This window comes from Nocardia sp. NPDC004573, from assembly GCF_053602135.1.
The window spans coordinates 54,604-74,720 of record NZ_JBSGDA010000030.1 but is presented as its reverse complement, the minus strand read 5'-3'; the positions used below and the strand labels follow the sequence as shown (position 1 = coordinate 74,720).

At 69.1% G+C, this 20,117-nt stretch carries 18 protein-coding genes and 1 tRNA gene; 9 read left to right on the top strand and 10 right to left on the bottom strand.

Annotation, left to right across the window (positions count from 1 at the left end; genetic code table 11):
• Window positions 1-116 precede the first annotated feature (116 nt).
• Window positions 117-190 (bottom strand) — tRNA-Met (locus tag ACWEKR_RS31590).
• A 186-nt stretch (window positions 191-376) separates the two neighbouring features.
• Between ACWEKR_RS31590 and ACWEKR_RS31585 the strand changes: the two genes are divergently transcribed.
• A complete protein-coding gene (locus ACWEKR_RS31585) occupies window positions 377-811 on the top strand; it encodes a DUF2511 domain-containing protein (RefSeq protein WP_452357580.1) in 435 nt (144 codons plus the stop codon).
• Window positions 812-862: 51 nt separating this feature from the next.
• Here the strand turns inward: ACWEKR_RS31585 and amaB are convergent, their stop codons facing one another.
• Window positions 863-2,392 (bottom strand): L-piperidine-6-carboxylate dehydrogenase, encoded by a 1,530-nt coding sequence (gene amaB / locus ACWEKR_RS31580; protein ID WP_452357573.1) that lies wholly within the window; start codon window positions 2,390-2,392, stop codon window positions 863-865.
• 112 nt (window positions 2,393-2,504) lie between these two features.
• On the opposite strand from amaB, the gene ACWEKR_RS31575 reads away from it, so the two are divergent.
• The 3 genes from ACWEKR_RS31575 (at window position 2,505) to ACWEKR_RS31565 (ending at window position 5,701) form a co-directional block, all read left to right on the top strand.
• On the top strand, window positions 2,505-2,957 hold the full coding sequence (locus ACWEKR_RS31575) for an Lrp/AsnC family transcriptional regulator (RefSeq protein ID WP_039796222.1): 453 nt from the start codon (window positions 2,505-2,507) through the stop codon (window positions 2,955-2,957).
• A 64-nt stretch (window positions 2,958-3,021) separates the two neighbouring features.
• The gene (gene lat, locus ACWEKR_RS31570) at window positions 3,022-4,356 is read left to right on the top strand and encodes an L-lysine 6-transaminase (protein ID WP_452357572.1); all 1,335 of its coding nucleotides are present in this window, start codon (window positions 3,022-3,024) and stop codon (window positions 4,354-4,356) included.
• Window positions 4,357-4,483: 127 nt separating this feature from the next.
• Window positions 4,484-5,701, top strand: coding sequence for a YVTN family beta-propeller repeat protein (locus ACWEKR_RS31565; RefSeq protein ID WP_452357571.1), 1,218 nt, complete (start codon window positions 4,484-4,486; stop codon window positions 5,699-5,701).
• 40 nt (window positions 5,702-5,741) lie between these two features.
• Here ACWEKR_RS31565 and ACWEKR_RS31560 read toward each other — a convergent pair whose 3' ends face one another.
• Complete coding sequence (locus ACWEKR_RS31560) at window positions 5,742-6,086, bottom strand: hypothetical protein (protein WP_452357579.1); 345 nt, start codon at window positions 6,084-6,086, stop codon at window positions 5,742-5,744.
• A gap of 192 nt (window positions 6,087-6,278) precedes the next feature.
• On the opposite strand from ACWEKR_RS31560, the gene ACWEKR_RS31555 reads away from it, so the two are divergent.
• Window positions 6,279-7,667, top strand: a complete 1,389-nt coding sequence (locus ACWEKR_RS31555) for a serine/threonine-protein kinase (RefSeq protein ID WP_452357570.1) — start codon at window positions 6,279-6,281, stop codon at window positions 7,665-7,667.
• A gap of 174 nt (window positions 7,668-7,841) precedes the next feature.
• On the top strand, window positions 7,842-9,872 hold the full coding sequence (locus ACWEKR_RS31550) for a protein kinase domain-containing protein (protein WP_452357569.1): 2,031 nt from the start codon (window positions 7,842-7,844) through the stop codon (window positions 9,870-9,872).
• Between the two features lie 197 nt (window positions 9,873-10,069).
• On the opposite strand, the gene ACWEKR_RS31545 is transcribed toward ACWEKR_RS31550, so the two are convergent.
• The 3 genes from ACWEKR_RS31545 to ACWEKR_RS31535 form a co-directional block, all read right to left on the bottom strand.
• Entirely contained in the window at window positions 10,070-11,008 is a 939-nt protein-coding gene (locus tag ACWEKR_RS31545) for a patatin-like phospholipase family protein (protein WP_452357568.1), read from the bottom strand.
• 124 nt (window positions 11,009-11,132) lie between these two features.
• Window positions 11,133-12,938 carry an acetyl/propionyl/methylcrotonyl-CoA carboxylase subunit alpha gene (locus tag ACWEKR_RS31540; RefSeq protein WP_452357567.1) on the bottom strand — a complete coding sequence of 602 codons (1,806 nt, stop codon included), beginning with the start codon at window positions 12,936-12,938 and terminating at the stop codon, window positions 11,133-11,135.
• A gap of 197 nt (window positions 12,939-13,135) precedes the next feature.
• Window positions 13,136-14,053 carry a sulfurtransferase gene (locus ACWEKR_RS31535; RefSeq protein WP_452357578.1) on the bottom strand — a complete coding sequence of 306 codons (918 nt, stop codon included), beginning with the start codon at window positions 14,051-14,053 and terminating at the stop codon, window positions 13,136-13,138.
• A 168-nt stretch (window positions 14,054-14,221) separates the two neighbouring features.
• Here ACWEKR_RS31535 and ACWEKR_RS31530 point away from each other — a divergent pair, with 168 nt between their 5' ends.
• Window positions 14,222-14,998, top strand: coding sequence for a helix-turn-helix transcriptional regulator (locus tag ACWEKR_RS31530; protein WP_452357566.1), 777 nt, complete (start codon window positions 14,222-14,224; stop codon window positions 14,996-14,998).
• On the opposite strand, the gene ACWEKR_RS31525 is transcribed toward ACWEKR_RS31530, so the two are convergent.
• From ACWEKR_RS31525 to ACWEKR_RS31515, 3 genes are all read right to left on the bottom strand, one after another.
• Window positions 14,927-15,559, bottom strand: coding sequence for a nucleoside triphosphate pyrophosphatase (locus ACWEKR_RS31525; RefSeq protein WP_452357565.1), 633 nt, complete (start codon window positions 15,557-15,559; stop codon window positions 14,927-14,929). The two genes, ACWEKR_RS31530 and ACWEKR_RS31525, sit on opposite strands and share 72 nt — an antisense overlap.
• Complete coding sequence (locus tag ACWEKR_RS31520) at window positions 15,556-15,882, bottom strand: acyl-CoA carboxylase subunit epsilon (protein ID WP_452357564.1); 327 nt, start codon at window positions 15,880-15,882, stop codon at window positions 15,556-15,558. The genes ACWEKR_RS31525 and ACWEKR_RS31520 overlap by 4 nt, the downstream gene beginning before the upstream one ends.
• 201 nt (window positions 15,883-16,083) lie before the next feature.
• Window positions 16,084-17,724, bottom strand: a complete 1,641-nt coding sequence (locus ACWEKR_RS31515; RefSeq protein WP_452357563.1) for an acyl-CoA carboxylase subunit beta — start codon at window positions 17,722-17,724, stop codon at window positions 16,084-16,086.
• 205 nt (window positions 17,725-17,929) lie between these two features.
• Here ACWEKR_RS31515 and ACWEKR_RS31510 point away from each other — a divergent pair, with 205 nt between their 5' ends.
• Both ACWEKR_RS31510 and ACWEKR_RS31505 read left to right on the top strand, forming a co-directional pair.
• Complete coding sequence (locus ACWEKR_RS31510; RefSeq protein ID WP_452357562.1) at window positions 17,930-18,121, top strand: hypothetical protein; 192 nt, start codon at window positions 17,930-17,932, stop codon at window positions 18,119-18,121.
• Between the two features lie 27 nt (window positions 18,122-18,148).
• Window positions 18,149-18,949, top strand: a complete 801-nt coding sequence (locus ACWEKR_RS31505; protein WP_452357561.1) for a biotin--[acetyl-CoA-carboxylase] ligase — start codon at window positions 18,149-18,151, stop codon at window positions 18,947-18,949.
• 19 nt (window positions 18,950-18,968) lie between these two features.
• Here ACWEKR_RS31505 and ACWEKR_RS31500 read toward each other — a convergent pair whose 3' ends face one another.
• Complete coding sequence (locus ACWEKR_RS31500; RefSeq protein ID WP_452357577.1) at window positions 18,969-19,979, bottom strand: acyl-ACP desaturase; 1,011 nt, start codon at window positions 19,977-19,979, stop codon at window positions 18,969-18,971.
• Between the last annotated feature and the right edge of the window lie 138 nt (window positions 19,980-20,117).

Here is a 20,117-nt window from a genome sequence, read left to right as displayed (position 1 = left end):
GAGCCTCGAAGAACCTCGCCCTCAACTCCTCAGAAACCACGATCCCCACAACTCCCTGAAATCCAGGGTGTTGCGGGGATCGCTAGAACCCGCCCTGTGCTCCGGGCCGTTCGTAGTAGCGGGGACAGGATTTGAACCTGCGACCTCTGGGTTATGAGCCCAGCGAGCTACCGAGCTGCTCCACCCCGCGTCGGTATGCACAACACTACACAGGTGGGCGCGAAGTACCGAATCGCGCAGGTGAGAGGGCGTGTGGCGGGTGCAACGAGCCTGAGCAATCTTCTGCGCGCGAGTGGAACCGAACGCGCCACCGCCGCGTCCAATCCTGTGACAAGAAGTATCCGGGGCGGATTCGAGACGAGGAGTTGAGTTGACGGTGAACGTGTCGGCGGTGGCACAGCCCGAGGTGGGGAGAGCGCATCCACGGATCCGAGCGATGCTGATGATCGGTGTGGTCTGCTGCGGCGCGCTGTCGGTCGCGGCGTGTGGCGGTGGGTCGGGGGCGAAGGACCCGGCTCATCCGAGCCCGGTGCCGCTGCCCGAGCCGACCTCCAACAGCCAAGGCGTGGCCAGTGCGAACCTCGGCCATCTGTGGCCTTTGACGGTCGAAAACGGCACGATCGAATGCCGCGCGGGCGAACTCGCGGTGTTCGTCGCTCCGGACGGGAAGCCGTACGCCCTCAACGACAAAGCGGAACAGTCGGGGCTGGCGAGCATCGAACCCCTGCGCGCGAACGGCGCCGGGGGCGACAAGATCAGTCTCGGTGCCCTGCGCAGCCGCACGCTACAGCTGTGCGAGTTCACCGGTTAGGGACGACTGGTGTCGTTGCGCGGATGATCCTGCCGCCACCGAACCGGCGGCTCAGCCGAATTCGATGCCCTGGGCGAGGGGGAGTTCGGTGGAGTAGTTGACGGTGTTGGTGGCCCGGCGCATGTAGGCCTTCCAGGAGTCGGAGCCGGATTCGCGTCCGCCGCCGGTTTGCTTCTCGCCGCCGAAGGCGCCGCCGATCTCGGCGCCGGAGGTGCCGATGTTGACGTTGGCGATGCCGCAGTCGGATCCGTCGGCGGCGAGGAATCGTTCGGCCTCGCGCTGGTCGGTGGTGAAGATCGAGGACGAAAGACCCTGCGGCACTTCGTTGTGCAGGATGATCGCGCGATCGAAGTCGTCGTAGGTGAGCACGTAGAGGATCGGCGCGAAGGTCTCTTCCCGCACCACCGCGGTCTGGGCCGGCATCCGCACGAGGGCGGGCCGCACGTAGTAGGCGTCGTCGCCGAATCCGTCGACTCGCTCACCGCCGCAGACCAGTTCGCCGCCGTCGCTGACCGCCTTGTCCAGCGCCGCACGCATCGCGGTGTGCGCCTTGCCGTCGATCAGCGGCCCGACCAGCACCCCGTCGTCGAACGGATTGCCGACGCGCAGCTGCCGGTATGCCCGCTCGAGCCGGTCCAGCAGCGGGCCGGCCACGTCGCGGTGCACGATCAGCCGCCGCAGCGTGGTGCACCGCTGACCGGCCGTGCCCGCCGCCGCGAACACGATGGCCCGCGCCGCGAGGTCTAGGTCGGCGGACGCGGTGACGATCGCGCCGTTGTTGCCACCCAGTTCCAGCAGGCAGCGCCCGAGCCGCTCGGCCACCCGCGGCGCCACCAGTCGGCCCATCCGCACCGAGCCGGTCGCGCTCACCAGCGGCACTCGCTCGTCGTCGACGAGGCGGGCGCCTACGTCGCTCGCGCCGAGGATCAGTTGATGGATCTCCGGATCGGCTCCTGCCTCGGCGGCCGCACGCCGCAGCAGCGTGTGGCAGGCGACGGCCGTCAGCGGCGTGGTCTCCGACGGCTTCCACACCACGGTGTCGCCGCAGACCAGCGCGATCGCCGTGTTCCATGCCCAGACCGCGACCGGGAAGTTGAACGCCGAGATGACCCCGACCACGCCGAGCGGATGCCAGGTCTCCATCAACCGGTGGCCCGGACGCTCGGAGGGCATGGTGCAGCCGTACAGCTGCCGGGACAGACCGACGGCGAATTCGCAGATGTCGATCATCTCCTGCACTTCACCCGCGGCTTCGGCGGGGATCTTGCCCGCCTCCAGCGTCACCAGCTCGGCCAGGTCGCTCTTGTGCTCGGTGAGCAGCTGCCCCAGCCTGCGCACCGCCCCGGCCCGGACCGGAGCCGGCACACCGCGCCAGGCGTGGAAGGCGGCCGCGGCCCGGCCGATCGCGGCGTCGACCTCCGGCAGCGAGGTCGACCGCAGGGTGGTCAGCTGACCGCCGGTGATCGGCGTGCGCGCGGACAGGTCGCCGGATTCGACAGGCGGCGCACCGAATCGGCGCAGTACCGCCTCGGCGCGGGCAGCGAGTTGCCGGGTGGCCCGGTCGTCGAGTACCTCGGTCATGTGTTGTTCCGCCGTACCTTTCGGCCGCGTCGCGGCGTGTCTGTCCCACATAGCGGGAGGGTGGAGGTCAGGTTTCGGACACGAGGCGGGCTGCCTGAGTTAGCCTTCGCTGATGGCGGATACACCGGCAAGACCCGTACTCGATGACATCGATCGCCTGCTGATTCGTGAACTGATGGCCGATGGACGGGCCACCCTGTCGAACCTGGCCGAGAAGGCGAGTCTGTCGGTGTCCGCGGTGCAGTCCCGGGTCCGCCGATTGGAGGCGCGCGGTGTGATCCGCGGGTACACCGCGCACGTGGATCCCGAAGCGCTCGGTCAACTGCTGTCGGCATTCGTCGCGATCACTCCTCTCGACCCGTCGCAACCCGATGACGCCCCCGCCGTGCTGCAGCACATCCCCGGCATCGAGGCGTGCCACTCGGTAGCCGGCGAGGAGAGCTACATCCTGCTGGTGCGGGTGGCGTCCCCGCGGCACCTCGAGCAGTTGCTCCAGGAGATCAGAGCCACCGCCAACGTGCGTACCCGGAGCACCATCATCTTGCAGACATTCTATGACAGGTAGCGATTGTGTGTAATTAATACGCTTTGTTGTAGAGGTTCCGTAAATTTTTACGTACCCTCAGGGCGTGACCATCGAACTGGAACGCACCCGCCCGGCGGTCACCCCCGCCGCCCGGGTCCATGAGATCTTGTCGGCGAGCATCCTGGCCGACGGCTTCGACCTGGTTCTCGACCTCAACCGCTCCCGTGGCTGCCGCCTCGTCGACGAACGCGACGGCAGCTCCTACCTCGATATGTTCGGCTTCTTCGCCTCCAACGCGCTGGGCATGAACCATCCCGCCCTCGCCGAGGACACTCCGTTCCGGGCCGAACTCGTCTCCGCGGCACTGAACAAGCCGAGCAACTCCGATATCTACACCGTCGAGATGGCCCGTTTCGTCGAGACGTTCGTCCGGGTGCTCGGCGATCCACGGCTACCGCACCTGTTCTTCATCGACGGCGGCGCCCTCGCGGTGGAGAACGCCCTCAAGATCGCGTTCGACTGGAAGAGCAGGCACAACGAATCCCACGGCCGCCCACCGGAACTGGGCGCCAAGGTGCTGCACCTGACCGGCGCGTTCCACGGCCGCACCGGTTACACCATGTCGCTCACCAACACCGATCCGGTGAAGACCGCGCGTTTCCCGAAGTTCGACTGGCCCCGGATCAAATCGCCCTACGTCACCGACGCGTTCGACGTCGAGGATGCGGAGGCCTGCGCGCTGGCCCAGGCACGCCGTGCGTTCGAGGACAACCCGCACGACATAGCGTGTTTCATCGCCGAGCCGATCCAGGGCGAGGGCGGTGACCGGCATCTGCGTCCGCAGTTCCTGCAGGCCGCGCAACGACTGTGTCACGAGCACGACGCGCTGTTCGTGCTGGACGAGGTGCAGACCGGGGTCGGCATGACCGGAACTGCCTGGGCCTACCAGCAACTCGGTTTGGCGCCGGACGTCGTCGCGTTCGGCAAGCGCACCCAGGTGTGCGGCGTCATGGCGGGCGGCCGCGTGGACGAGGTGCCCGACAACGTATTCACGGTCAGCTCCCGGCTCAACTCGACCTGGGGCGGCAACCTCGCCGACATGGTGCGCAGCCGGCGCATCCTGGAGGTGCTCGAGCGCGACGAGCTGATCGAACGGTCCCGTCCGCTCGGCGCGCACCTGCTCGAACGGCTCGGCGCGCTCGCCGCCCGGCATGCCGACGTCAGCGAGCCGCGCGGACGCGGCTTGATGTGCGCGATCACGCTGTCGTCGTCCCGGCTGCGCGACGAGGTGCTCACCGCGCTGCGCGAGCGGGAGCGCGTACTGATTCTCGGCACCGGCGAGCGGGGCATCCGATTCCGTCCGCCGCTGACGGTCACCGGCGCCGAACTGGACGAGGCCGTCGACGCGCTGGATCGCGTCCTGGCCGGCATCGAATAGCGCGCCGGGAGGAGATCTGGGCATTCCGGTGTCCCGCGGCGCGGGTTACGCCGGAATCCCGGATTCACCTCCTAGGCTTCGCACCTATGTCCTCTTGTGGTCACCGCGCTCCGACAAGGTGCAACGCGTGAACCGACAGCGGATCTACCGGCGCCGCGCCCTCCACCTCCTCGCTGCGCTGACGCTCTCGGCCGGTTGCGCGGCCGGTGACGCGGGCATGGTGGGCACCGAGCACAGCTCGGCCGTCCCGGCCACGGTGGCCGCCGCTCCCAGCGCCGACCCGCTCCCGCCGCACATGTCCGATCCGCTGCCGGGGATGCCGCTGCCCCTCTCGCCGACCGACGTGTACGCGGCGAATCGAGTACTCAGCCCGGCGGTGGCCGACCACCGCTCGCTGGTCTACGTGCCCAACAGTCGGTCGAACACGGTCTCGGTGATCGATCCGGACGCATTCCGGGTGATCGACACCTTTCCGGCCGGCGGCTCGGAACCGCAGCATGTCGTGCCGTCCTACGACATGCAGACGCTCTACGTGACCAACGACCTGCCGCTGGGCGGAGGCAGCCTGCTGCCGATCGATCCCAGGACGGGCAAGCCGGGCGCACCCTTGCCCGTGCGCGATCCCTACAACATGTACTACACGCCGGACGGCCGGTACGCGCTCGTCGTCGCGGAGGCGGACAAGTCGCTGGACTTCTACGATCCACGGACCTGGCAGAAGATGCACGCCATGGCGGTGCCGGATTGCGCGGGGGTCGATCACATGGACTTCACCGCCGACGGCAGGCTCGCGCTGGCATCGTGCGAATTCGTCGGCCGGATGTTGGTTTTCGACGTGGCCGAGCGCGAAGTCGTCAAGATGGTCGACTTGCCCGGCGGCCGCTCGGGCAAGCCCCAGGACGTGAAGCTGTCCCCGGACGGGCACACCTTCTTCATCGCCGACATGACCGCCGACGGCGTCTACCTCGTCGACGCGCACACCTTCGACCTCATCGGGTTCGTGCCGACCGGCAAGGGGACCCACGGGCTCTACGTCACCCGCGATTCCGCGCAGCTGCTCATCACCAACCGGCACGAAGGCAGCATCTCGGTGTGGGATTTCGCGGCGAAGGGGCTGGTGCGCAAGTGGTTCGTGCCCGGGGGCGGCAGTCCCGACATGGGCAACATCTCCGCGGACGGGCGCGTTTTCTGGGCGTCGGGCCGCCATCACGGCGAGGTGTACGCCATCGACATCGTGAATTGGAATCTGTTGGCGCGCATTCCCGTCGGTAAAGGACCGCACGGACTCACCATCTGGCCGCAGCCCGGCCGCTACTCCACCGGCCACACCGGTGTGATGCGCTGACCCGTCCCGCTCCGGAAGCGCATCGGCCGGATACGCCGGATCAGGGCGTGACCGGGCGCAGCCCCAACCCGCCTTCGACGAAGCGGTGCACCGACGTGACCCCGGCCGCCAAGGCGGCCTCGTACCCCGGGCGTGCCCAGCCGCTCACCTGCGCGGTGCCGTCGCCCGCCGGGGTCACCCCGATCTCCGCGACCAGTTCCGCCGTCGTCGGCTCGCAGACCGCCCAGGAGAAATGCGTCTCCTCCGCCCAGCCCGCACTGCGCCTGGTCACGTAGTCCGGTTCGGTGATCCCGCCTGCGGCCAGGGCGGGGCGGTCGTCGATGCGGTCGTCGGCGCGCAGGGCGCGCAGATACCAGGCGCCCGCGTTGATCTCGATCGGCTCCATCAGCATGCGGCCGTTCCGCCACGCCGGCCGATGACCGCGACGCCTGTCCCTGCGCCGAATTCCGCGACGCCGACCGGCCTCGCTGGGACATGATCGGAGGACCGCGGCGTCGCATTTGCGCGTTTCGCGGTACCGATGCGGATTTCGGGTAGCTCGGTCATGACCAAGAGGCTAGCGGGAGGTTGTATCGACATGGGCGAGCTGTGGTTCGGCCACTACCGCCTCGATCGGCTGCTGGGCAGCGGCGGCATGGGCGAGGTCTGGCTCGCGCATGACACCACCGCCGACCGGGCCGTCGCATTGAAGGTGCTGTCCGCCGCGTATGCGTTGGACACGACGTTCCGGCAACGCTTCACCAGGGAGGCGCGGCTGGCCGCTCAGGTGCGCGGGCCGCACTTGGTGCCGATCCACTCGTTCGGCGAGCTCGACGGCCGTCTGTACATCGACATGGAATTCATCGAAGGTTGCGATGTCGCCGCGCTGCTGCGGCGCGAGGGTCGGCTGGACCCCGAACGTGCGATCGAGATCGTCACCCAGACGGCCACCGCCCTCGATCTCGCGCACCGGGCGGGCCTGGTGCACCGCGACGTGAAGCCGTCCAACATCATGGTCACGCCCAGTGGCACCGCCTACCTGATCGACTTCGGCACCGCGCACCGCAGCGACCAGCCGGCGATCACTCGCACCGGCAACGTCGTGGGCACGCTGGCCTACATGGCGCCGGAGCGGTTCGAGGGGGCGGCGGTTCCGCGGTCGGATCAATATTCGCTGGCCTGCGTGCTGTTCGAGTGCCTCACCGGGCGCAGACCGTTCGACGACGGCGACCCGCCGCACCTGCTGCGCGCGCACCTGCTGCAGACACCGCCGCCCGCTTCCGCGCTGAATCCGGCCCTACCGCCGGAAATGGACGCGGTGATCGCGCGCGGCATGGCGAAAGACCCGGATCGCCGGTGGTCCAGTGCGGGGGAACTGGCGTCGGCCGGGTACGCGGCGCTGAGCGGCCGGGACGCGACCACGGTGGAACTCTCGTCTCCGGTGCCGATCGTCGTGCCGCCGCCGCCGCCGCGCGAGGTGGTCCGGGCCCCTGTCACGCCCGTGGCGGGAAGGTCGCTCGGGCCCCGGCTGGCTCTGCTGGCGTTCGGGGTGCTCGTCGCGGCGGTCGCCGGAGCGCTATGGCTCGGCCGGCCGGACACCGCCGCCGCGGGACCGGCCACCGCTCCCGTTCCGGCCCCGGAACACGGACTCACGACGCCGTCCGCGCTGCCGCCGCACCCCCCGTCAGCGCAGACTCCGGTCCCGATCTCGGCGCCCATCGTGGTCCTGCCCGGCGCGGGCCTGCCGTGCGATCCGGCGGTCGACATGCACAGCGTCACCGTGGACGGTCTCGAGCTGACCTGCGCACCGTCGGCAGGCCGGTCGAGCTGGCTTCCGGTGTCGCCGGCTTCCGGCGGCGTCGCCGCGGAACCCGCCGACGACTCGATCGGGTCAGGCCGGCCGGGCTCGGACGACAAACCCGGCCGGGGCAAACCCGAGCACGCCAACCAAGGCCACGGCAAGGACAAGCCCAAGCCCGGCAAGTAGGCGAATCGTCGCCGGACTGTCGTCCAGCACACAGTGGTGCCCGGCCCAGCGTGCGGTTACGCTCCGAAGGAGGCCACTGCTCTGGCGTCGATATGGTGAGCTGCCGCTTTCCGTTGTCCGCGCCGCGGGCGACGGCCGGGTCGACCAGATGTCAACGGTGACTGGAGGTTCGCGATGGGGGAGGTGCGATTCGGGGGCTACCAGCTGGAGCGGCTGCTCGGCAAGGGCGGCATGGGGCAGGTCTGGCTGGCGTACGACATGGTGGCGGCGCGCCGGGTGGCGTTGAAACTCCTGCCCGCGGAGCTCGCGGCCGCGGGGGGATCTCGCAAACGATTCGAGCGCGAAGCCGAGGCCGTGGCGCAGTTGCGCGACCCGCACGTTCCGCGGATCCACCGGTTCGGCGAGATCGACGGCAGGCTCTACATCGACATGCAATTCGTCGAGGGCACCGACCTGGCGCGCAAGCTGCTGGCCGAGGGCCCGATGCCGCCCGCAGAGGCGGTCGGCGTCGTCGGTCACGTCGCCGCCGCGCTCGATGTGGCGCATCGGGCGGGGCTGGTGCATCGCGACGTCAAACCGTCGAACATCGTCGTCCACCCCAGCGGCTTCACCTACCTGATCGACTTCGGCATCGCGCACGGTCTCGGTCAGACGGCCGTGACCACCACCGGTATGGCGATCGGCACGCTCGCGTACATGGCGCCGGAGCGGTTCACCGGCAAGGTGGACGGCCGCGCCGACGTCTATTCACTGGCCTGCGTGCTCTACGAATGCCTCACCGGCTCCCGGCTCTACGGCGACACCGACCCGGCGCAGCAGATGCATGCCCACCTGACGGCGCCGCCCCCACGCGCCGGTTCGGTGTGCGCCGCCGTCCCCGCCGCGCTGGACGTCGTCATTGCCCGCGGTTTGGCCAAGGAACCAGGCGAAAGGTTCGCCACCGCAGGCGAGTTCGCCGCAGCCGCGCGAGTGGCGATCGGCGCTACCGCTCCGGATCCCCGCATCGCGCCGCCATCGGCCGTAGCGGACCGTCCGGCGACGAAACCGCTGACCGGAGTTGCTTCGGCGGTCCGTTACAGCGATCCGGCGGCACGGGAGAATCCGCCACCGCAAGCGGACGGCGCTGTCGGAGAAGATGGTTCGCAACCCGCGAGCTCGGACCCAGTTCCGCGGCGCACGCCTGCTCCGACGAAGGTCCTGCCGAATCCGGGTCCGACCCCAACGCTGGTCGCGACCAGGCTCGATTGGCCCTCGGCCGCACCACAACCGGATTCCGCACAAGGTGTGTACGGCCCGCAGCCGGGCTCTGCGGGGCACGGATATGCCGGTCCGCAGCCGCCGCCCGGCACGGCCTATCCCATTCCGGGACAGCCATATCCATCGCGTCGGCGGTGGTACCTGTACGGCTCGTATGCCGCTGGAGCCGCACCGCAGCCCGGTTGGCAGGAACGTCTGCGCGCTCTGCAGGCGCGTGTGCCGGCTCCGAAACCAGGTCCGGTCGCGCCGCAGCCGTATCGTGCACCGGCGCGGAAGGTCTTCCCGGCGATTCAGCGTCCGGCTTCTCCGCCGGTCCCGCACCGGCGGCCGGGCGTCCCGGTCGCGCGCCGGCGGCCCCGCCGTCGCCGGAGTCTGCTGTCGAAGATGATCGGCGCGCTGATCGTGGTGTTCCTCGCGCCGTTCGCGTTCGCGGCGGGTTGCGTCGCCTTGCTCGCGGCGGGAACCAGGACCGGAGACTCCGGCGCTCACGCACCCACGTCGCCGCCTTCGGCGGTGGCGGTGGAGCAACCCGGACCGCCCGGCGACGATCCGGCCGCCGTGGCGCCGGCGGGCAGTCCGGTCCGCGACGGCAAATTCGAATTCGCCGTGACGGAGATCGACTCGGGCGTGTCCCGAATCGGATTGCAGAACGCAGCGGGCTCGTTCCTGATCGTCACCCTGGCCGTTCGCAACATCTCCGACGAGACGAAGTGGTTCCTGCCGATGGGCCAGCGCGTCCTGGACGCGCAGAACACGCCCTTCGACCACAACGCCACCGCCACCATGTGGCAGAACGCCCAACAGCGCCTCGGTTACTCCTTCGAGCTGCGACCCGGGCAGTCCGCCACCACCCAACTCGTGTTCGACCTGCCGCATTCGGTGACACCCGACCACCTGGAACTGCACGATTTCGTGCTCTCCGGCGGCGCGCGAGTTCACATCGCCTGATCGACCACACAGCGTCCTGCACCCGCCGCCCCTGTCGCTACCCGCGCCGCGCGGGTCGTCGGTGCCAGGCCGAGATGCCTGTCCTGGCAGCCCGGCCTTTCGCAGCGTCGATCACCGCCGTTCGAGCCGATCCATGGTCGACCACCGATCCGGATGGTTATCGCGCTCCGGCCGACGCGGAAGCGGGCCGGAATCGGTCAGGCGGCGGGAAGGACGGCGGAGAGCGCGGCGAGCGCGGCTCGGCGGCCGATCTGGAGGCCCGCGGCCAACAGCGTGGTGTCGCGGGTGGCGCTGTCGATGTCGGGAGCGCCGAGGGGCGGGTGGATCTGCAGGACCGAGTCGCCCAGTTCGGCGAGCGCGCGGTCTTCGATGTCCTGCTGGCGCGGCCGTTCCAGCCAGGCTCGGTACGCGCCGGGAGCCACGGCGCGCATATAACCGCCACCGACGAGCTGGTGCAGGCGCGACGCGGGCGGGCGTCTTTCGTCCACCCGCCGGGTGCGCAGGACCAAGGCGAGGGTCGCGCCCGCACGGACCGCGGTGCGGATCGGCACGGTTTCGGAGAGACCGCCGTCGAAGAAAGCCGAGCCGCCCAGCGTGACCGGCGGCCCGGCCAGGATGGGCAGGCCCGCCGACGCACGCAACGCACGCATGAGCGTCTGCTTGTCGGTGATGTGCGGATGCAGGTCGACCGCCTGCCCGGTGCGGATATCGGTGGCGATCGGATGGAACGTCGTGGTGTTGGCCAGGATCGCCGCGAAATCCATCGGTTCGATGCCGTCGTACACCTGGTGCACGAGATAGCGCAGGTCGAACGCCGGACGTCCACGCAGCAGCCGGCCCGGGTCGATGGCACGGCGCATGATCGCCGGATCGGTCCAGGACCGCATACCGGGGATGGCGCGACCACACAGCAGCCAGGCGCCGTTGATGGCACCCGCCGACGTGCCGTACACGGCGTCGAACACTCCGGCGAGTCCCAGTTCCTCCAGTGCGGACACCATGCCGCTGGAGTACACGCCCCGACTGCCGCCACCCTCGATCACCAGCACCAGGCGGTGACCGTCGGCACGGCCTGAGGTGGCCCGCCGCGCGCGAATCACCTCCGCGACGGGGGAGAGGCTTGTCGAGCTGGTCACCGGATCACGATACGACACACCGGCGGGCGGATCGGATCCAGCGGTATGACGGCCGTGGGACCGCAGCGTGAACAAAGGAGCGGGCGCGGACCTCCAGGTCCGCGCCCGCTCCGGTATCCGGCTACTACTTGATCTCCGCCAGAACGGTGCCCTGGGTGATGGCCGCGCCCGCCTCGACGGACAGGCCGGTGACCACACCCGCCTTGTGCGCGTTGACCGGGTTCTCCATCTTCATGGCCTCGAGCACCACGATCAGATCGCCCGCTTCGACCGACTGGCCCTCTTCCACGGCGACCTTGACGACGGTGCCCTGCATCGGAGCGGTGACCGCGTCACCGGAGGCGGCGCCGCCGCCCGCGCCGCCCCGCTTGCGCGGCTTGGGCTTCTTGCGGATCACACCGGCGCCGTTGCCCGCCGCACCGGTTGCTCCCGCGCCGACGGTGAAGTTGCCCGGCAGCGACACCTCGACCCGGCGGCCGCCGACCTCGACGACGACCTTCTGCCGCGGCTGCTCCTCGTCCTCCTCGGCCGGGGCGCCCGCGCCGGTGAACGGCTCGACGGTGTTGACCCACTCGGTTTCGATCCACTTGGTGTAGACGTCGAACTTCTCGCCGTCACCGATGAACGCCGGGTCCTCGACGATCGCCCGGTGGAACGGGATGACCGTGGCCAGGCCGTCGACCTCGAACTCGGCCAGCGCGCGCCGCGCCCGCTCCAGCGCCTGGGTGCGGTTCTCACCGGTGACGATCAGCTTGGCCAGCATCGAGTCGAACTGTCCGCCGATCACGCTGCCGGCCACCACGCCGGAGTCCACGCGCACACCGGGGCCCGACGGCTCCCGGTACACGGTGACCGGTCCGGGGGCGGGCAGGAAGCCGCGACCGGCGTCCTCGCCGTTGATGCGGAACTCGAAGGCGTGGCCGCGCGGGGTGGGGTCCTCGGTGATCTCCAGCTTCTCGCCGTTGGCGATGCGGAACTGCTGGCGCACCAGGTCGATGCCCGCGGTCTCCTCGGTGACCGGGTGCTCGACCTGCAGACGGGTGTTCACCTCGAGGAAGGAGACGGTCTCGCCCTGCACCAGGTATTCGACGGTGCCCGCGCCGTAGTAACCGGCTTCCTTGCAGATGGCCTTGGCCGAGGCGTGGATCTTCGCGCGCACTTCGTCGGACAGGAACGGCGCGGGGGCCTCCTCGACGAGCTTCTGGAAGCGCCGCTGCAGCGAGCAGTCGCGGGTGCCCGCGACGATGACGTTGCCGTGCTTGTCGGCGATGACCTGCGCCTCGACGTGGCGGGCCTTGTCCAGGTACTGCTCGACGAAGCACTCGCCGCGACCGAAGGCGGCGGTCGCCTCACGCACGGCCGAGTCGTACAGCTCCGGGATCTCCTCGATGGTGTGCGCGACCTTCATGCCGCGGCCACCGCCGCCGAACGCGGCCTTGATGGCGACCGGAACGCCGTAGGTCTTCGCGAACTCGACGACCTCGGTCGCGTCCTTGACCGGGTCCTTGGTGCCCGCGGCCATCGGCGCGTTCGCGCGCTCGGCGATGTGCCGCGCGGTGACCTTGTCGCCCAGGTCGCGGATGGACTGCGGGGAGGGGCCGATCCAGATCAGCCCGGCGTCGATGACGGCCTGGGCGAAGTCGGCGTTCTCCGACAGGAAGCCGTAGCCGGGGTGGATGGCGTCCGCGCCGGACTTGGCCGCGGCGTCGAGGATCTTGTCGAACACCAGGTACGACTCAGCCGAGGTCTGCCCGCCCAGGGCGAAGGCCTCGTCGGCGAGCTTCACGAACGGAGCGTCGGCATCCGGCTCGGCGTAGACCGCGACGCTGCCGATACCGGCATCCTTGGCCGCCCGGATCACGCGCACGGCGATTTCGCCTCGGTTAGCTACGAGTACCTTTGTGATCCGCGCGCTGGCATGGCTGGGCACTGAGCCTCCTGTGTGCATTCTTCTGGTCGCTTCGCCGGGATGGGGTCGCTGCGCAGGCTCCGCTCCCATAGTCGACAAAATTACGTCTCGGGCGAGTGTAGGCAGTCTGCCAACAGACGCCGCACTCGGCTAGCCCTACTGATCAGTAGGTCGCGGATCACAACGTACGCGGTCTGGGTTTGGGACCGCGCCCTGCCCTACCTGCTCCTGGCGCGCCGCGAACCGCCCCGAGCGGGTACTTCACCGGGCTCGTCACCCCTGGCGATCGGCATCCGCACCGAGTTGCCCCACTCCGTCCAGGAGCCGTCGTAGTTGCGTACGCCGTCGCGTCCGAGCAGGTAGGTCAGGACGAACCAGGTGTGGCCGGATCGCGCGCCGACTCGACTGTAGACGATCACCTCGTCCTGGCCGGCCAATGCGCGGTAGACGTCGCCGAGTTCGGCGCGGGATCGGAAGCGCCCGTCCGGCGCGAGCGTCTCCGACCACGGAATGTTCGACGCGCTGGGAATGTGGCCGCCGCGCAGTGCGGCGTTCTCGGGATCGGCCGGTTCGCCCACGCGCGTGCCGGAGTACTCCTCGGCCGTGCGCACATCGATCACCGGTTTGCCCAGGTGGGCGAGCACGTCTTCGCGGAAGGCGCGGAAGGTGGCGTCGTTCCGGCGCACGGTGGGGTAGGCGCTGGGCACGGGGTAGTCGGGCTCGAATGTCGTGTCGCGTCCCTCGGAGATCCACGCCGTGCGTCCACCGTCGAGCAGGCGCACGTCCTCGTGTCCGAACAGCGTGAACACCCACGCGGTGTGCGCCGCCTGCGTATTGCCGCGGTCCCCGTAGATCACAACCGTGTCGTCACGTTCTATCCCTTTGGCGCGCATCAGTTCGGTGAAGCGGGTTCCGTCGATATAGTCGCGCGTGACCGGATCGTTCAGATCGCTTCGCCAATCCAGTTTGGTGGCGCCCGGAACGTGCCCGATGTCGTAGAGCAGCGTGTCCTCGTTGGCCTCGATGATCTTGAGTCCGCGTGCGCCTATGTTTGCCGACAGCCACTCCGTGGTTACTAGTCGGTGAGGATATGCGTAGGAACCGAGTGAGGGATGAGGGTCCGGAGCGACGGGCACGGTGTTGGGTCCTTCACGCATGGGTGGACGGTGGTGGCAGCGGTTCGAGGCCTCACAGCGATCGTAGGTGTGAGGCGGCAGTGACTCTCGTTTCAGATCACAAATCGGATGAGGGCCGAATAAAGGGCACCTACATCCGATAAAGTCTCCCGGGAGGAGGGGTGAGCTATGTCCGATTCTTGGCCGCGGCGGCGACTGCTCGCGATCCTACGTGGCGCCAGCGAGCCTCTCGACGCCCAGGAACTGGCCAGAATCACCGGACAGCACGTCACCACGGTCCGGTTCCACCTCGATGTGCTCACCAGAGAATCCCTCGTCCGGCAGTTCCAGCAGCCGCCGCGCGGGCGCGGGCGTCCGCGCATCGGATACAGCGCGGTGCAGCGATCGGTCGGCTACCAGGATCTGGCGCAGGTGCTCGCCGACCAGCTCGGCCCGGACTCGCGGCGCAGGTCGGAGGCCGCGGTCGCGGCCGGCCGCGCCTGGGGCGGCCGGCTCGATGTCGGCGACCACCGGGTGGAGTCGCTGGAGGACGCCAAGGACCTCACGATGACGCTGATGTCGGAACTGGGTTTCGCCCCGGAGCGCGACTCGTCGCAGGAGACCGAGGGCACGGCGCTGATCCGGCTGACGGCATGCCCGTTGCGCGAACTCGCGCGGACGCACTCCGAAGTGGTCTGCGGCGTGCACCTCGGTCTGCTCGAAGAGCTGCTCGACCGGGGCGGCGCGCAGGGCTCGATCGACGTGCGGATGCATCCGTTCGTCGAGCCGGAGCTGTGCGTGGCCCGGCTGGAACTCATCGCGGCCCAGCGCGCCGAGGCCCAGCAGACGGCGACGGTACCCCCCGGCGGCGACGCCGAGGCGTTGACCGCGCCGTCAGGCCGTGTGGCCCCACAGTTGCGTAACGCCGATCCCAACATCGCCAAGCAGTCGGCGCAGCAGTGGTAGCCCGATCCCGATGACGCTGGACGGGTCGCCATCGATGCGATCGACGAACCAGCCGCCGAGCCCGTCGAGGGTGAACGCGCCCGCCACCTGGAGCGGCTCACCGGTCGCGATGTAGGCGTCCAGCTCGTCCGGCTCCGGCTTGGCGAAATGCACGGTGGTGCTGCTGCAGTCGACCGCCTCGGCGGTGATATGGCCATCCCGCATCCGCACCACGCAGTGGCCGGTGACCAGGTCGGCGCTACGTCCGGCCATGGCGCCCCAGCGGGCGCGAGCCACCTCGGGGGTGTGCGGTTTGCCCTGCAGCTCGCCGTCCACGAGCAGCATCGAGTCGCAGGCCACCACAACGCAATCGGCGGCGAATTCCGGGATCGCGGCCGCCACGGCGGCGGCTTTGGCGCGTGCCAGCTCCACCACGACCCCCTGGGGCGGCGTGCCCTCGGGCAGGGCGGCGGCGACCGCGTCCTCGTCCACGGCGGAGACCCGGACGATCGGGTCGATGCCCGCCGCGCGGAGAACCTCCCGGCGGGCCGGGGACGCGGAAGCCAGGATCAGCCGCGTCACCCGCGCAGGTGGGACAGGTGCGGGAAGGAGTGGGGGGAGAACGGCGAAGTGCCGCGGTGCATCAGCGTGGGATGGCCCCACAGGTCGGGCGGACCGGCGGGCCCGGCGGGCGCGGCGCTGGTCGCGGCGGCGGACAGCACGCACACCAGCGCGGCGAGCTCCTCATCGGTCGGCGAGCCCTTCACGACACGGAAGAACGGCTCCGGGGTGGCCTCGGCGGATTGCGCTGTCGCGGTCGAACCGGTGGACGCACCGGCCTCGTCAGCGATCGGGTCGACTGTGAGATCCAGTTCGACGGCGCTCAACACATCTTCTTCTGCCACGGTCGTCACAGTGCCAGGTCCTCTCTTCGCCCTTATCAGCGGAACTGATCAGGCTGTTCCCGTTTTCCGACAAGTTATGGATGAAGCAACCGTCCTCGGACGCACTCATTGCCTCTCTGCAACAAGCCGGTACCCGCCAGAGTAAGTGTTACCGAGATCGATGCCACCCTTTGCGCGCGGCCTATCGAGGGTATCGCTCGATCACAGCGGGATGTTGCCGTGTTTCTTCGGCGGCAGGGTCACCATCTTGCGTTCGAGCAGTCGCAGCGCGGACACGATCTGGCCGCGGGTGTGCGACGGCGGAATGACCGCGTCCACATAGCCGCGCTCGGCGGCGACGTACGGGTTCACGAGCGTGTCCTCGTACTCGTTCTGGAGCTCGAGCCGCAGCGCATCGACGTCTCCGCCGTCCTTGGCGGCTTGCTGGAGTTGCTTGCGGTAGACGAATCCGACGGCGCCCGACGCGCCCATGACGGCGATCTGCGCGGTGGGCCAGGCGAGGTTCACGTCGGCGCCCATGTGCTTGGAACCCATGACGTCGTAGGCGCCGCCGTAGGCCTTGCGGGTGATGATGGTGATTTTGCCCACAGTGGCCTCACCGTAGGCGTAGAGCAGCTTCGCGCCGCGCCGGATGATGCCGTTGTATTCCTGGCCGGTGCCGGGCAGGAAGCCGGGCACGTCGACCAGGGTGATGATCGGGATGTTGAACGCGTCGCAGGTGCGCACGAAGCGCGCGGCCTTCTCCGAGGCGTCGATGTCCAGGCAGCCCGCGTACTGGGTCGGCTGGTTGGCCACGATGCCCACGCTGCGGCCGTCGACCCGGCCGAAGCCGACGATGATGTTCATCGCGCGCTCGGCCTGCACCTCGAGGAACTCGTCGTCGTCGAGCAGGCGACGGATCACCTCGTGCATGTCATAGGGCTGGTTCGGCGAGTCCGGGATGATCGAGTCCAGCTCGAGGTCCTCGTCGGTGAGCGAGTCCTCGATGGCGCCGTCGATCGGGTCGGTGGCCGGGAACCGCGGCGCCTCGGCGCGGTTGTTGCTCGGCAGGTAGGACAGCAGATCCTTGACGTAGTCCAGGGCGTCCTGCTCGCCGGAGGCGACGTAGTGCGCGACGCCGGACTTGGTCATGTGCGTGTGCGCGCCGCCCAGGTCCTCCATGGTGACGTCCTCGCCGGTGACCGTCTTGATGACGTCCGGGCCGGTGACGAACATCTGGCTGGTGCCGTCGACCATCACGACGAAGTCGGTGAGCGCGGGGGAGTACACGTGACCGCCCGCGGCCGGGCCCATGATCAGCGAGATCTGCGGGATCACACCCGAGGCCTGGATGTTGCGGTGGAAGATCTCGCCGTAGAGACCGAGCGAGACCACGCCTTCCTGGATGCGCGCGCCCGCGCCCTCGTTGATGCCGATCAGCGGGCGGCCGGTCTTCAGGGCCAGATCCATCACCTTGACGATCTTCTCGCCGTAGACCTCGCCGAGGCTGCCGCCGAACACCGTGACGTCCTGGCTGAAGATGCAGACGTCGCGGCCGTCGATGGTGCCGTAACCGGTCACCACGCCGTCGCCGAGCGGCCGGTTGTTCTCCAGTCCGAAGTTGACGCTGCGGTGGCGGGCCAGGGCGTCGAGTTCGACGAAGGAGCCTTCGTCCAGCAGGGCGAGGATGCGCTCGCGGGCGGTCATCTTGCCCTTCGCGTGCACCTTGTCGACCGCGGCCTCGCCCATCGGGTGCTTGGCCTCTTCCAGCCGATTCCGCAGGTCAGCCAGCTTCCCAGCGGTGGTGTGGATATCGGGGGAGCCCGCCGGACCTGATGCGGGCTGCTGCTGGACACTCGTCATGGCTTCGGAGTGTAACCAGTACCAGTGCTTCCTTCTAACCCAGACGGGGCCTACCGGTGAGTAAAAACCGCAGCTAGATCAATTTTCCCAGGCAAACTTCCTGGTCGGTAGCAGGGTCGGGAAGGCGAAAAATGAGTATCACCCGCCGACGGGATCCGGATAGCCTGAGGGCGAATGATTTCCGGGCTCAGGGGAGGAGCGCGTCATGTGGGAATGGGGTAGAACATTCGCCGAATACGCCGCCGCCGCGGCGTGGACGCGAACCGCCGAAACGGCGCCGAAGTTCGGCGAACCGGAGTGCTGGGCCGAGACCGCCGAAGGCGAGCGGGAGGACGCCGACCGCGTGGGTGCGGCGGCGCGCGACCCGATCCTTGCCGGCTACGACCTGGTCGGGTAGTGCCCGCACGGCGAGTAGCCTGCCGGTGTGCAGAGGCCACCGTTGGATGCAGAGCAGTTGCGGCGCAGTGCCGTCGACTCGCCCGAGCTGTCGTTCTTCTCGCGGATCGATGTGGTCGAGTCGACCGGGTCCACGAACGCGGATCTGATCGCGCGGGCGGCGGATCCGGACGCCGACCGCGTGGTTCTGCTGGCGGAGACACAGGTGCAGGGCCGGGGCAGGCACGCGCGGCCCTGGGTCAGCCCGCCCCGGGCGCAACTGGCGATGTCGCTGCTGGTGCGGTTGCCGGGGATCGGGCCCGCCTCGCTGGCCTGGCTGGCTCTGCTGACCGGCGTCGCCGTGGTGGACGCGCTGCGGGCCACGGCGGGCGTGCCCGCGGAACTCAAATGGCCCAACGACGTGCTGATCGAGGGCCGCAAGGTGGCAGGCATTCTGGCCGAGGTGGCATCGAGCGGTGGCGCGCCCGCCGTAGTGATCGGGCTCGGGCTGAACGTGAGTCTCACCGAGGACGAACTGCCGGTGCCGCACGCCACGTCGCTGACCATCGCGGGCGCGCGGGAGACCGATCGCACGGTGCTCGTGCGATCTCTTCTGATCGAATTCGTCCGTCGCTTCACCGCGTGGCGCGACGCGGACTGGTCGACCGACGAGCTCGCCGCCGCCTACCGCGAGCGGTGCGCCACGATCGGCACCGAGGTCCGCGCCGAGCTACCCGGTGGCCGGACGCTGACCGGCGTCGCCGCGGGCGTCGACGACTACGGCCGCCTGCTCATCGGCGACCAGGCGGTGTCCGCGGGCGACGTCACGCATCTGCGCGCCCGGTACTGAGCGGCGTGCTCGGCCCCGGCTACCGAGCGGCGTGCTCGGCCGGTACCGAGGGGCGTGATCGGCTCGGTTCCGGGCCTCGGATGGACTCGCCGACCCCGCGCGCGGCTTCCCGGGCCAGTGCCCGGTCGCGCTGCTCCTCGAACTTGATCACGTTCTTGCCGAGCTTCTCCACGAATTCGCCCAGTTCGTCGCGCGCCTGCTCGCCGCGCGGCCCGAAATCCGAGCGTTCGAAGACGTTCCACTGCTTGAGCACCGGCTCGACGACCTCCTCCAGATGCTGGCGCAGGTCGTAGATGCCGTGCTTGGCCATCAGGACGCCGTAACGGCGGAAGTTGGGCATCCCGGCGCCTGGCATCAGGAAATTCGTGATGATTCTGGTGATCGCGGGCATGGCCTGATCGGGCACCAGGTCCAGCGCGGCCCCGCACACCGAGCGATAGAAGATCATGTGCAGGTTCTCGTCGGCGGCGATGCGCTGGAGCAGGCGGTCGGCGACGGCGTCGTCGCACGCCTTGCCCGTATTGCGGTGCGAGACACGGGTGGCCAGCTCCTGGAAGGTGACATAGGCGACGCTCGCCAGGAACCCGCCCCACCCCTGCGGCGACTGGACGCCGGTGCTCATGTGGATCATCCGCGCCTCTTCCAGGGCGACCGGATCGACGGCTCGGGTGACGACCAGGTAGTCCCGCATGGCGATGCCATGGCGGTTCTCCTCCGCGGTCCAGCGGTCGACCCAGGTGCCCCACGCGCCGTCCTCGGAGAAGTTCAGCGCGATCTCTCGATGGTAGGAGGGCAGGTTGTCCTCGGTGAGCAGGTTGGTGATCATGGCGACCCGGGCGACTTCGCTGAGGCGCGATTGCTCCGGCTCCCAGTCCACGCCGCCCAGGGCGGCGAAGTTGCGGCCTTGGCTCCACGGCACGTAATCGTGCGGATTCCAGTCTTTCGCCATGGCGAGGTGCCGGTGCACGTTCTGCTCGGCGACGGGTTCGAGTTCGGTCAGGATCTGCAGCGGGGTCAGGTCTTTGGTCACGCGTTCCTCCACGGTCGGATCGGCGGTGATGGTGAGCCGGGCGTTGCGCGATACAGAGAGCCACTGCGCGGAATCGTCACACGCAGGCTGCCGATTGTGCAGCATGACGCGCTGCGGTGTCGGTCGTTCCGGGATCTT